Source organism: Exiguobacterium sp. 9-2, assembly GCF_036287235.1.
Lineage (GTDB): Bacteria > Bacillota > Bacilli > Exiguobacteriales > Exiguobacteriaceae > Exiguobacterium_A.
On record NZ_CP142850.1, the window covers coordinates 1532468 to 1544542 of the forward strand.

General features: G+C 50.5%; 13 protein-coding genes. 10 read left to right on the forward strand and 3 right to left on the reverse strand.

Annotated elements, in window-relative coordinates; genetic code table 11:
- Positions 1-58: 58 nt before the first annotated feature.
- From VJ374_RS08075 to VJ374_RS08090, 4 genes are read left to right on the forward strand one after another with little or no spacing between them, the layout of a single operon-like run.
- Positions 59-550 carry a PH domain-containing protein gene (locus VJ374_RS08075; RefSeq protein ID WP_056061365.1) on the forward strand — a complete coding sequence of 164 codons (492 nt, stop codon included), beginning with the start codon at positions 59-61 and terminating at the stop codon, positions 548-550.
- On the forward strand, positions 547-1995 hold the full coding sequence (locus tag VJ374_RS08080) for a PH domain-containing protein (protein WP_329468235.1): 1449 nt from the start codon (positions 547-549) through the stop codon (positions 1993-1995). The genes VJ374_RS08075 and VJ374_RS08080 overlap by 4 nt, the downstream gene beginning before the upstream one ends.
- 34 nt (positions 1996-2029) lie before the next feature.
- Positions 2030-2950: an alpha/beta hydrolase gene (locus VJ374_RS08085; protein WP_329468237.1), complete on the forward strand. Its 921-nt coding sequence runs from the start codon at positions 2030-2032 to the stop codon at positions 2948-2950.
- Between the two features lie 18 nt (positions 2951-2968).
- Positions 2969-3760: a PP2C family serine/threonine-protein phosphatase gene (locus VJ374_RS08090; RefSeq protein WP_329468239.1), complete on the forward strand. Its 792-nt coding sequence runs from the start codon at positions 2969-2971 to the stop codon at positions 3758-3760.
- Positions 3761-3795: 35 nt separating this feature from the next.
- Here VJ374_RS08090 and VJ374_RS08095 read toward each other — a convergent pair whose 3' ends face one another.
- A complete protein-coding gene (locus tag VJ374_RS08095; protein WP_155960151.1) occupies positions 3796-3942 on the reverse strand; it encodes a hypothetical protein in 147 nt (48 codons plus the stop codon).
- 149 nt (positions 3943-4091) lie between these two features.
- Between VJ374_RS08095 and VJ374_RS08100 the strand changes: the two genes are divergently transcribed.
- Both VJ374_RS08100 and VJ374_RS08105 read left to right on the forward strand, forming a co-directional pair.
- Positions 4092-4688, forward strand: a complete 597-nt coding sequence (locus VJ374_RS08100) for a hypothetical protein (RefSeq protein ID WP_056061377.1) — start codon at positions 4092-4094, stop codon at positions 4686-4688.
- Positions 4689-4709: 21 nt separating this feature from the next.
- Positions 4710-5894, forward strand: coding sequence for a hypothetical protein (locus VJ374_RS08105; RefSeq protein ID WP_035408013.1), 1185 nt, complete (start codon positions 4710-4712; stop codon positions 5892-5894).
- A gap of 47 nt (positions 5895-5941) precedes the next feature.
- On the opposite strand, the gene VJ374_RS08110 is transcribed toward VJ374_RS08105, so the two are convergent.
- Both VJ374_RS08110 and VJ374_RS08115 read right to left on the reverse strand, forming a co-directional pair.
- Positions 5942-6352 carry a hypothetical protein gene (locus VJ374_RS08110; protein ID WP_329468248.1) on the reverse strand — a complete coding sequence of 137 codons (411 nt, stop codon included), beginning with the start codon at positions 6350-6352 and terminating at the stop codon, positions 5942-5944.
- Between the two features lie 82 nt (positions 6353-6434).
- Positions 6435-7898: a potassium/proton antiporter gene (locus tag VJ374_RS08115; RefSeq protein WP_308101539.1), complete on the reverse strand. Its 1464-nt coding sequence runs from the start codon at positions 7896-7898 to the stop codon at positions 6435-6437.
- 160 nt (positions 7899-8058) lie between these two features.
- Here VJ374_RS08115 and VJ374_RS08120 point away from each other — a divergent pair, with 160 nt between their 5' ends.
- The 4 genes from VJ374_RS08120 to VJ374_RS08135 all read left to right on the forward strand — a co-directional run bounded on the left by VJ374_RS08120 (position 8059) and on the right by VJ374_RS08135 (position 12024).
- Positions 8059-8931 (forward strand): SDR family NAD(P)-dependent oxidoreductase, encoded by an 873-nt coding sequence (locus tag VJ374_RS08120; RefSeq protein ID WP_035408008.1) that lies wholly within the window; start codon positions 8059-8061, stop codon positions 8929-8931.
- A 224-nt stretch (positions 8932-9155) separates the two neighbouring features.
- The gene (locus VJ374_RS08125) at positions 9156-9641 is read left to right on the forward strand and encodes a GNAT family N-acetyltransferase (RefSeq protein WP_329468254.1); all 486 of its coding nucleotides are present in this window, start codon (positions 9156-9158) and stop codon (positions 9639-9641) included.
- Positions 9642-9714: 73 nt separating this feature from the next.
- The gene (locus VJ374_RS08130) at positions 9715-10764 is read left to right on the forward strand and encodes an oxidoreductase (RefSeq protein WP_056061392.1); all 1050 of its coding nucleotides are present in this window, start codon (positions 9715-9717) and stop codon (positions 10762-10764) included.
- A 183-nt stretch (positions 10765-10947) separates the two neighbouring features.
- Positions 10948-12024, forward strand: coding sequence for a C39 family peptidase (locus VJ374_RS08135; protein WP_329468257.1), 1077 nt, complete (start codon positions 10948-10950; stop codon positions 12022-12024).
- The last annotated feature ends 51 nt before the right edge of the window (positions 12025-12075 follow it).

Consider the following 12075-nt stretch of genomic DNA (forward strand, 5'->3'; position numbering starts at 1 on the left):
TGTCTGAAACCAAGCGACGTTTTTAACCGTAAATGGAAACGAAAGGAAGTGTTTTTTGATGTCTACTGTACAATGGCATACGCTGCCAGAACGATCGATTCGAGCAGAACGGCTCGGATTGTTGCCGTTACATGGCTTAATCGCCGTCATCTTGATCGGAACGACGATTACTCAAGTCATGTGGCTCGACCTGACACCTTGGTGGATGGGCATCGTCGGTCTGCTTTGGCTGATCTATTTCATTCCCCGTATCGTCTACATACCCGTTCTTCGCTTGAAGTATATGCGTTACCGCATCGATGAGGAATTTCTCGTCGTCCGCAACGGTATCTTCTTCCGCCGCGAAGTCACCGTGCCGCTTGTCAAGGTGCAATTGATCGATAGCCAAACGGGACCGATCCTGCGTCGCTATGATTTGATCACACTGGATATTCGAACGGCATCCGGCTTCGTCACGTTAACTCGACTCGATCGTGCGCAAGGAGACGCGCTACGCACACAAGTCGAACGATTCGCGAAACTCGAGGAGCGGGAGGAGGAATCGTTATGACCCGGCGCGTCCACCCGCTGTTCATCGTGATGTCGAGTATCTCGATCATCCGCTCGCTCCTGATTCCGTTCGCCGCCTTGATTTTAAATGCGATCCGAAAAGGCGAGATCAACACCTATACGTGGATCGGGATCAGTGTCGGGATTGTGTTCGTCCTCTTATACGGGATCGCCTCCTGGTATTTCTATACGTTCACGATTGATGCCGAGACGATTCGGGTCCGCAAAGGAATTCTCCAAAAAAGTGAACGGACGACGCAACGTAAACGGATCGAGTCGATCGGCATTCAGCAAAACGTCATCGAACGACTGTTGCGTCTTGCGACGTTGACCGTCGAGACATCGTCTGAGAGCGGAACACCGGAAGTCGAACTGAAGGGGATCCGTCTTGATTTTGCGAAAGAACTGAAGTCGTCGATCAAAAACGAGGGACAGCTCGTCGTCGAAGAACAACAGGCGGAAGTCGCCTATACGATCCCTGTCCGCGATTTGGCATTAGCCGGTGCCTTGTCAGGACGCGTCGGACTAGCGCTCGTCGGGATCGGGACCGCCTATCAATTCATCGATCAGTTCATTGAACGTTATGTCGATCGACTGTTCTCAGAACTCGCTCATTTATCGTTGTTCGTTTTGACGGGACTTGGCGTACTCGTCTTACTCGTCATCTACATCGGCTCGATCATCGTCTATATCTTGAAATACGGTTCGTACCGTGCCGTCTTGCAACACAACCGATTGTTGATCGGGTACGGGATGTTGAACCGGACCGAGGTCGCGTTTCATGCTGATAAGATTCAAGCCCTCGTCATTCAGGAAAGCTGGATTCAGCGTTTGATTGGTCGAGCGAGCCTGTCCTTGCACATCATCTCGGCGACCGGAGAGAAGGAGCGACTGTTGCTCCATCCGTTCATCCGGACAAACGAGATTGATCCGTTTCTGGCGACATATCTGCCGCGCTTTCGACAGTTCAGCCCGCAGCATGAAGTCGCACCGATTGGTTTTCGCTACCGGGTTCGTTGGCCGTTACTCGGTTATGCGCTGTTGTTTACTGCACTAAGCAGTGTCTTCATCATCGTCCTTGATTCATCATGGCGCTTCTTGATCTTGCTTCTGTTCATCTGGTTACCGTTCTATTACTTCGCTGTGCGCAGCGGTTACCGAAAGACCCGTTTCGGAACCGGTCACGATCTCTTGATGTTACGCAAACAATGGGTCCAAAAAGAGACCGTCTATACGCCACGACTGAAAATCGAGGAATTGACCTGGTCCGTTTCTCGCTGGCTCGAAGCAAAGGAGATTGCCCGGATTGAGATTCAACTACGGGGCAATACTGCTTTTAACGCGCTTTATTTTGAACGAACGGATATCGATACCTTACAGCGCTGGTATAAACAATCGTTCCTTTCGACCCCGTTAGCAGGGGAAGTGAAAACCGACGACGAATAAGGAAAGACTCACTGTCGGAAAGGAAGCGAAGCACATGCGCAAATGGGGAATCGGCATCGTGTTGCTCGTCACGTGTCTGCTACTGTTCATCGTCTATGATGGATACCGGATGCAAGAAACATTGATCGGTCAGTCGGACGCTTCTCCGATTCTGAAGACGACGAGAACGGACGGACAGGTGACGAAAGACGAGACATGGTTCAAACAAACGAGCGAGACACAGCAATGGTCGAAGGACGGGCTCGTCCGCTTCGGTCGTTATCTACCGGTTGACGGTAGCAAACAGACAGTCCTCCTCGTCCCGGATGAGATGATGTTTTCACAGACCAGTGTTTATGCGCTTGCCCGCTATTACCATGAGGCGGATTTCAATGTCCTACTCATCGAACGGCGTGGGCAGGATCGAAGCGGTGGCGTCCGGAACTACGGTTGGCTCGATCGACTGGATGTCTTGGAATGGACGAAACGCCTGCTTGCTGAAAACGGAGACGATACACGGATCGTCTATCATGGACTCGGTGTCGGCGCATCGACCGTCTTACTCGCTTCTGGCGAGACCGTACCTACACAAGTCCGGGCGATCGTTGCTGAAGGAGCTTACGCCCGACTCGACGACTGGTTCAGTCTACTCGCGGATGAACAAATCCTTTACCCGGCACTGCCGTCTCTGACGGTCGCGAGCATGTGGAACAAAGGTGAGCAGGATTTCTTTTATGGCGACGTCTCGGTGACGCGCCAAGCAACGAAGAGTCGGGTTCCGACGATGTTCATCCACGGACTGAAGGACGATCTCGTCCCGGTAAGGATGATGTACGAACTGTATCAAGCAAAAACGGGATTAAAACAATTGTATCCGGTTCGCGATGCTGGTCATGACGAGACGTATACGATGGACCCGGACAACTACGAAAAACGATTACGCTTATTCCTGCAACCGTACTTGCGGGAGATGTAAAGAAGGGAAGACTGATGCATGCAGACGACACAATCATCCTACTACTGGGTCGGATCCGACGAACCATTCGTTGACACGAAGCAGATTGACCAGATTGGTCGGGTGACGCTCGGTCGATTCGGAGGCTGCTCAAGAAGCGGTCAATATAAAAACGAAGACGGGGCTGCCATCTTGATCGGCGACGATTGGGAGATGACCGTCGTCTTAGACGCTCATAAGACAGCGGATAGTGCAGCACTTGTCTTAGAGCAGTTGGCACAACACGAGTCGCGTATTCGAGATGATCTAGATGCCCCACTCACTGAAGCATTCCGACGGATCGAGACGACCATGTTGGATCTATTTCAAGATCCGGACTTTTTAGCGGCGTGTGCGACGTTGCAAGGGGAGACGGCGTGTCTGATTGCGGTCCGCAAAGGACGGTTCATCTGGTGGTTCTCGGTCGGTGACGTCGTCTTGTACCTGTTTCATCCAGAGTTGATGAACATGGGACAAGCTGCTTTAAACCAGCGTCAATTCTATGAATGGATCGGTCGTGCAAATACGTTTGCCTTACCGGTACCAAGTTACGCGCGTGGGATCCGCGAATTGCGTCAAGGTGAGAACCAATTGTTCGTGACGACGGATGGTCTGCTCGAATGCCCAGGTACACCGTATGTCGAAGCAATGCAAATCGATAAAGCCTTACAGTCAGGGGGTGTCGAAGAACTCTTTGCGACGATTGAAGCGTTGGGCGTACGCGACAGCACGACCGTCGTCACGTGGAGGGTCACGATTGAGGAACACGCCACGCGACCAAGCGATACATAACACACCCCGCGTTCCTCTTGGAGCGCGGGGTGTTGTCATTCTATTTCAGTTGGTTGTTCCTGCTGCTGATCAAGTTCGACCGGTTCTTGGTCGACCGGTGTTTTGGCTTCAATCAATGGGAAGGCGATGCCCGCACTGGTCAACAAGGTGATCAAAGCGGCGCTCGTCAATGTTTGGCGCATGATCCGACACGTCCTTTCTATCTAATTCCGACGCTATATTTTTAATAATTCTGAACATTCTTCATCGTTTCGTCAAGCAATCTTTTACTTCCACTACGTATTTTTCCCAAAAACCCAGTATACTTAAACATGAAAAAGGGGGAAATCGATTGAAATTAACGAAAGCCAACACACGTTTATTAGAAACCGTTTTACCACGATTGAATCTGAACGTTGCAGAACCGGACCGGACGGAAATTGAAGACCGTCTGCGGGCAGATATCTACGAAGCCCAGCGGAAGCAGCGTCCATTCGAAGAGATTCACGGTCTATCCGTCGAAGCACGCCTCGATCAGATGATCGCTGAGTTACCACAACGACATCGGATGGAGACGCAAAAACGCTGGACACGAAACTATGTCTCCTCAATTCTGATGTTCATCTTCATCGAAGGGATCGACGGATTGTTCCAATTCGCCCTGATCGATTACTTATTCTTCTCAATCATCGCTCTTTTCTTGATCGATGCGATGTCACAAGTCATCACGGCACCTAAGATCAAACAAGTCAAGTCGCGGGTCTGGATTCAATTCGTCATCAGTTTCATTTTATTCTCAACCTATAAGGCACTGCTCGTGACGGTCTTCCCGGCACCGGACGTCTTGATTCAAGTCAGCGGAATGCCGTCTTATCTCATCGGCATCGCGGGACTCGTTGGTCTCTACATCTACTGGTCAAAGAATCCGTTACGAAAACGCGGCGCATAATTCGCGAGAGGGGATGGTTGCGTGGAGTTCACACATTGGAAACGACGGTTGCAAGATCATTTCGAACGAATGGGCTTTTCCTTACTGACGGAACGCCTAGCGATGCAAGACATGGTCAAACTCGAAGCGACACATGGTGCCTTCCTGTTCTTCCCGGTGACGATTCATCTCTATGAACGGTCCGGCTGGAAGATGGTCGCGTTTGAGGCAGAGACGGGGGAGGATCCGCAACTCGTCGAGCAGCAGATTGCCTCGTTGTTCCAACTCTTGATGGTGACGTTCCAAGAAGAAGAGCGCGAGTTCTTACTCGGATTTCATGCGAATACCGGTCGTTACCTGACGGACCGTAATGCACCCGTCGGACGGCTCGTCCGTCTGATCGAAGAGTGCTGGTATGACGGTGACGTCCTGCGAGTCGACACATTCGATCCGTTTCCGGGACTGTTCGTCGCACCACCTTTTGCCCATCAAAGTTATGCCTTCATGCCGGAAGAACGGACGTGGCGCTTATCCGTCGGGCGTACTGGACGTCCGGCGAACGATTATCGTTTCGACGGAACGATTTTGTCCCCACACCGCTTACCGGAATCGGAATTATTTACTGTGACACCAAAGTCGGTACCGTTAGAGGATGAAGAGGCGATCCGAAACTTACTGGAAACGGAACGACAGACGATCGCTAAGTTCCATGATCGTGCCATGGCGACGATTCGGGCGTACGACCCATCATTTGGTTTTGCTTGGCGCGGGACGCAGACATTTTTCCACGGTGTTCCGGTCAATCCATTCGCACAGCGCTTGTGGCTCGAGAACGGCGTGACGCGTTACCGGATTCTACAACAAGGATCGACGCGATTGCTTGCTTCCGGTGAGACTTGTGACGCTGTCATCGAAATGCTCGATGCTGCCGTCAGCAGTGAAGAACCGGATGGTCAATCCGTCAGTCCGATTGGTCAACTGATCCTCGGGATTTGGCAACAGATCGAGTCGGACGAAGCAACGTATATCACGAACGTTGATTGCCGCGGCATCTCGCGTACACAAGCTGATAACCGGATCCGCCACGCGCTAGCAAGGCAAGAGACGATCGAGTGGGTGCACCGGGCACCGAACGAAGATGATATTTGTCGCTTTGCCGGTCTGACGTTGACCTTCCCGCATCGTCCACCGGGTGTCATCACGATTGAACGAACGGAAGCAGAATAACACGAACAGGCACGTCCGCGAGTAAGCAGACGTGTCTGTTCGTTTTTTTAGTGCGCGTGCTGTGACAATCGATTAAAGACGACGGACAGACTGTAATAGATCATTGCTGTCAGAGCAGCGATCGTAAAAGAAAGCGGCAGGTCAAATGCGTCCTTCGTCGTCAAGAGAATCAGGAGACTCGCGATCACGATACCGTACACTCCGTAACCGAGGACTGTCGGCACATACGCTAATGTCGTCGATGACCGGTTGATGATCATGCCGATAAGGAAGTCGAGTAAGAAGCCGGACATCAGGATGATCGGCAAGGTCGCTAAGACGTAAAACAAAAATGTTGAACCGAATGATTCATACATCGTATCCGATGTCCGATCTCGGAGCGGTGTATAGGATATGTATGCTAAGACGGTGCAAACGAGCGTGGTGGTCAAGATGACGGCAAGTAATCGTTTCAACATCAAGGTTCCTCCTTTATTTTCCTTTTTGAGTATATCAATCTACATCAAAAAACACACCCTACTGGAGGATGTGTCAAATGATCTATAATCCGAGCGACGCAATCAACCGTCGCACGTCCTGATCCGCTTGTTTAGGTGTTAAAATCAACAGTTGATCGTCTACGAGGACACGTGTCTGACCACGCGGCGTCAGGATTTCATCTTCACGAATGATCGCAACGACGAGCACATCCTGGGGCATCTCGATATCCTGTAACGTTCTTCCGGCAATCACACTGTTTGTCGAGACCCTGACCTCGATGATCTCCGCTTGCGGATGGGTGACGGTCATGAATTTCAGGAACGGTTCGACCGTCGTGTCGGGCTGTGTCTCTAGCCCCATTCGCCGGACGATCCACGGCAAGGCCGTTCCTTGCAAAAGAGCAGACGTCATGACGGTGAAGAAGACGATATTGAAAAGAAGCGGCGCTTCAGAAAGACCACTCGAAAGCGGATAGGTCGCGAGAATGATCGGAACGGCGCCCCGTAATCCGGCTGCCGTGATGACACTCTGTTCTTTGACCGTGTACCGAAACGGAAGCAACGACAAGACGACGGCAAGTGGACGAGCGAGCAGGATTAACGTCAGGACGATGACGGCCGAGACGAACAAGGTCCGAGGATCGAGTAATTGTTTTGGAAAGACGAGCAGTCCGAGCATGATGAACATGCCGATCTCTGCTAGATGCGACAAGCTACCACTAAATCGTTTGAGCGTCTCGCGGTAGATCATATCATGATTGTTGATCCAGATTCCGGTCAGATAGACGGCGAGAAACCCACTGGCGTGCAAAATCGTCGCGAGACCATACGAGAAGAGCGCCCCACTGAACAGAAGCGTCGGATAAAGGGCGGACGATGGCAACTCGATCCGGTTCAGCAGTTGCGTGACGAGATACCCGATCGCAAGACCAACTAGTGTCCCAAGTCCCATCTCGTAGATGAAGGAAAGAATACCCGCACCAATCGAGAACGATTCCGGTGCCAATGCAAACGATGTGAATAAGATCGTGAGAAAGACAGCCATCGGGTCATTCGTTCCAGACTCCGCTTCAAGCGTATGTTTGACCTTAGCATCGACCGGTCGTCCACTTAACAGAGAAAAGACAGCCGCCGCATCGGTTGAGCCGACGAGTGCGCCGATCAGTAACGCGACCGGCCAAGAAAAATCAAGCAGATAATGTGCGACGAAAGCGATGATTCCTGTCGTTGCGAGGACTCCGATGGTCGCGAGCGACAGGGCGGCGGGGAGAATCTTTCGGAAATGTGTCCATTTTGTATGCAAGCCGCCGTCAAATAGAATCAAGACGAGCGCCATTGTCCCATAGAGACGCGCTTGTTCAAAATCACCGAAGTTGATGATTCCTGAAACGTCGGACCCTGCGACGATACCGACAACGACGAATAGGATCAACGTCGGTACATTTAACCGGACAGCGAACTTCGTCGTGATGATTGCAATCAGTAATAGTGTGCCTGCGACGAACAAAATCGTACCTTCTTCCATCCCACCACCTCTTTCTTGATGACATGCTCTCTTCTTAGTATACGTTATTTTTCGAAAATTTCGAAAAATAACACCAAAATAAGGTGTATAAACGAATAGAAAAAGGAAAACTAGAAGCAGGACTAGTGCGTTCAAAATGGAACATCAAGGAGGAAGAGGGATGAACATCTGTATCGTCACGGGTGCCAATTCTGGTATGGGAATGGTCACGATTCAAGAATTACTGGAGCGGGGAGATCGTGTCATCGCGACCGTCCGGTCTCAGAAAAAAGCGACGGCACTCGTTCAACTGTTGCGGGAAAACGGTGTATCGCATACACAACTGGAAATCGAGATTGTGCAACTGGATCAACTTGACTCCGTCCGTCGTTTTGCGGATCGCCTGTTCGACATGGTGGGTCGAATCGACCGTTTGATCCTAAATGCTGGAGTCATGGTACCGCCGTATCATGTCACGAAGGACGGTTTTGAATCGCAATTCCAAGTCAATTACTTGAGTCACTTCTACTTGATCGAGCGATTGTTACCTTTACTCGAAAAAGGACAAGATCCGCGCGTCATCTCGATTTCCTCTCTCGCCGGTGAAGGCGGCTTGATCCGGACCGACGTCGAACTTGAGGCGATCGCGCACGTCAAAAAAGAACATTACAGCCCGATGCGTTCTTACCGCGAATCGAAGCTCCTGCAAATGATTCATATGCGTGAGCTAGCTGAAAAGCACGGCGACCGGATCACGTTCGTCAGCGTCCACCCAGGGATCGTCAATACGGATCTGTTCTATCGCGGCAAGTACGGCAAAGTGATGAAGACGTTACTCAAACCAGTCGCGCAAGTCGGATACTGGACCGGAAAACTTTATACACCGGAATACGGTGCGAAGACGGCGCTCTATCTCGCAACAACCGACGATCCACTTGACAACGGCGGCTATTATGCGGATTCCGCTCCTCGACTAAGCAATCCGATCGTCGAAGATGACGAGTACCGGGCACAAGCACGGAATTTGTCGCGCCGCTGGGTCGAACTATCCTGAACGCCAAAAAAAAACGACCGGCTCGTGGGAAGCCGGTCGTTTACCGTTGTGACGACTGGGGGTCAGATCACTCCTAAAGAATACGTTACATCGAAATAAAATTGTGGAATATGAAAAAAATCACAAAATAATGGGCAAACATGAAATCTTGAAGCAAAAAGGTTTTCTTCTCGCTTCGCATTCGTTAGGATAGAGAAGAATTTTTTTGAAACAGGAGGAATAACATGATACGACAAGCTACATCAAAAGACGTTCGAAACATCGCAACCCTACTTGAGCAAAAAGCGCTCTCCCTCAAAGCCGGTGGCAGTAGCCAGTGGTCTGCTTATCTTGAGCAAGACATCGAGCAACTCGTCGTGCGAGATTTAGAAGCCGGTCGCCTGTATGTCTTTGAGGATCAGAACGAGCTGCTTGGTTCCGTTGCCCTGCTTCCTTCGCTCGAATGGGATCAATCCTTGTGGGATGATGTAGAAGGTCTGTATATCCATCGAATCGTCGTCAGCGACCGCGCAAAAGGACGTGGAGTCGGTCGGAAACTGCTGGAACATGCGATTGCTGTGACAGAGGACGAAGGGGAAATCCTGCGACTCGACTGTGTCGCTTCAAACGAGTTTCTCAATGCGTATTACACGTCATTCGGCTTCGTCCATCAAGGAACACGGGACGGGTTCGCGATTTACGAGTATGAACGCATCGAAGCGACAGCCTGAAGCGGTTCAATCAAGACAACGGTCGTTTCGTTTGGTATGGTAAGAGAAAAAGAACGGTTCAAGGAGTGATCGGATGCGATTGAATATTGGCTTCATCGGCTTTGGCAAAAGTACGACCCGTTACCATTTACCGTACGTGATGATCGAGGACAACTATCACGTCACCTGGATTTACAATCGGAAGGAAAAACCGGAGCTGTTCGCGTCCTATCAGGATCGACTGCCAGATGCACGTTTTACGACGGATGTGTCTGAGATGCTCGCTGACCCGGCACTTGATGTCGTCGTCATCAATACACCACCGGCTACCCATTTCGAATACGCGTTGCTCGCCTTGCAACATCAAAAGCATGTTCTCGTCGAAAAGCCGTTTACCGTGACTGAAGAGGAGACGAAGCGTTTATTTGCGGAAGCACATGCGCAAGGCGTCAAGATTCTCGCCTATCAAAACCGACGTTACGACAGCGACTTCCAAGTCGTCGCGCAAATCATCCGGTCCGGGAAACTTGGTCGTCTCGTCGAGGTCGTCTCGCAATTTGATCTATTCCGCCCAGAAGCGGCGTCAGCTGATGCGCGTCACGAAAACGGTGCGCTTTACGGACTCGGCGTCCATACGCTCGATCAAATCATCGCTTTGTTCGGAAAACCGGACAAGGTCGCCTTTGACGTGCGCAGTGTTCGACTGCCGCATAATCCAGACGACGCGTTTGCGATTGATCTCTATTATCCGGAGCTGAAAGTCAGTGTTCGGACGAGTCACGTCGCGCTTGCTCCGGCACCGAGGTGGATGTTACACGGAACGAACGGTACGTTCATCAAACAACACGTCGATCGGCAAGAGCTCGACCTGAAAGCGAACTACTTCCCGGGAGAAGAGGGGTTCGGTGAGGATTCGGAAGACGATTACGGTCGTTTGATTTATCATGATGAACACGGTCACTTACAAGACGTCCGGATTCCGAGTCCCGTCGGTGATTACGGCAAGCTGTACCGTGCCTTTTACCGTAGTATCGTCGAAGATGCACCGCTTCCGGTGAAAGAAGAGGATACCTTGTTTGTTGCCCATCTGCTCGAACAGGCTTTTGCGCAACCGTCACCTTATATCTTGACGATCCAAAATTAAATTTTATTTTGATTTCAGGATGATGACAACTCGACTGTGCCCGTAGGCATGGTCGGTTTTTTTTGATATAAAGAACAAGTGTATTCCTGATTTTTCAGATTTTTCTTAAGAAATGTTGATTATTTTTTCAAAAAGTTGGGAAAAGGGGAATGTCTCACCAAATCTAAACATAGGGGGTCTATCATGAAACGATTCTTATCCGCATTGCTCGTAGCGGCTGTCATCGTTGGGGTACTCAGCCCTTCGTTGATCGCTGAGGCCGCGACGAAGTTGACCGTGACGACGGAGGTCTTGCGTGTCCGCGAAAAACCGTCGACATCGAGTAAGATTCTCGGTAACGTCTACAAAGGGAACGCCTACACTTCAAAGGGAACGTCCGGCAGCTGGTATAAAATCAGCTACAAATCCCGCACAGGCTACATACACAAGAACTACGTCAAATCGTCTTCATCGAAATATACGTCGACAGGAACGAAGTATACGACGGTCGGCACACTCAACGTCCGGACAGGTGCTGGAACGAAGTATAAAGTCGTAGGACAGCTGAATAAAGGGGTTGCCGTTGCGACATACGGCACGTCAGGGAGCTGGACACGGATTCTCTACAAGGGAAGCTACCGCTATATCTCGACGCAATACGTTTCGAAGTCAAAACCATCGACGACGACGAAGCAGTTAAACGTTCCGTACTACAACCAATATTCACTCGGGTATCCATCTGGCTGTGAGTTCGTCTCGTTGAAGATGGCACTCGAATACAAGAAAAAAGCCGTTTCTGCTGCGTCACTCTATAATCAAATGCCGAAAAGCATGAAGAACGCGACGTATAAAAACGGGAAGTATTACTGGGCAGATCCACAAAAGATGTTCACAGGTAATCCCGCTGGAACGCTCGACTACTACAAGAACTGGGGAATCTATCCGAAAGGAATTCTACCTCTCGCTAAAAAATACCGCAGCGGGTCCGTTGATATCTCAAAACAAGGTGTTTCAAAGATTGAGAGTGAGATCCGTAGCGGAAACCCGGTCATCGTCTGGGCAACGGTCGATTTCAAAAATCCATACGGTTATTTCTCTTGGATTAAACCAGACGGTAAAACATTCACAGGGTACCGTAATTATCATGTCATGCTTGTGACGGGTGTCTCGAGCGGTTCGTTCTACGTTTCAGATCCATATCGTGGCAAGTATAGTGTCAGTCGCTCGCAGTTCACATCCGTTTTCAATCAAACGGGACAATATGCGTTATCTGTTCGTTAATTCCTCATCCGGTCGCCCCGACGCGACCGGATTTTTGTCATTTTCAGGCAT

What these genes read in the sequence shown, in the direction of transcription:
- VJ374_RS08075 (WP_056061365.1), top strand. Translation starts at nt 59, where the DNA reads ATGTCTACTGTACAATGGCATACGCTGCCAGAACGATCGATTCGAGCA.
- VJ374_RS08080 (WP_329468235.1), top strand. Translation starts at nt 547, where the DNA reads ATGACCCGGCGCGTCCACCCGCTGTTCATCGTGATGTCGAGTATCTCG.
- VJ374_RS08085 (WP_329468237.1), top strand. Translation starts at nt 2,030, where the DNA reads ATGCGCAAATGGGGAATCGGCATCGTGTTGCTCGTCACGTGTCTGCTA.
- VJ374_RS08090 (WP_329468239.1), top strand. Translation starts at nt 2,969, where the DNA reads ATGCAGACGACACAATCATCCTACTACTGGGTCGGATCCGACGAACCA.
- VJ374_RS08095 (WP_155960151.1), bottom strand. Translation starts at nt 3,942, where the DNA reads ATGCGCCAAACATTGACGAGCGCCGCTTTGATCACCTTGTTGACCAGT.
- VJ374_RS08110 (WP_329468248.1), bottom strand. Translation starts at nt 6,352, where the DNA reads ATGTTGAAACGATTACTTGCCGTCATCTTGACCACCACGCTCGTTTGC.
- VJ374_RS08115 (WP_308101539.1), bottom strand. Translation starts at nt 7,898, where the DNA reads ATGGAAGAAGGTACGATTTTGTTCGTCGCAGGCACACTATTACTGATT.
- VJ374_RS08120 (WP_035408008.1), top strand. Translation starts at nt 8,059, where the DNA reads ATGAACATCTGTATCGTCACGGGTGCCAATTCTGGTATGGGAATGGTC.
- VJ374_RS08125 (WP_329468254.1), top strand. Translation starts at nt 9,156, where the DNA reads ATGATACGACAAGCTACATCAAAAGACGTTCGAAACATCGCAACCCTA.
- VJ374_RS08130 (WP_056061392.1), top strand. Translation starts at nt 9,715, where the DNA reads ATGCGATTGAATATTGGCTTCATCGGCTTTGGCAAAAGTACGACCCGT.
- VJ374_RS08135 (WP_329468257.1), top strand. Translation starts at nt 10,948, where the DNA reads ATGAAACGATTCTTATCCGCATTGCTCGTAGCGGCTGTCATCGTTGGG.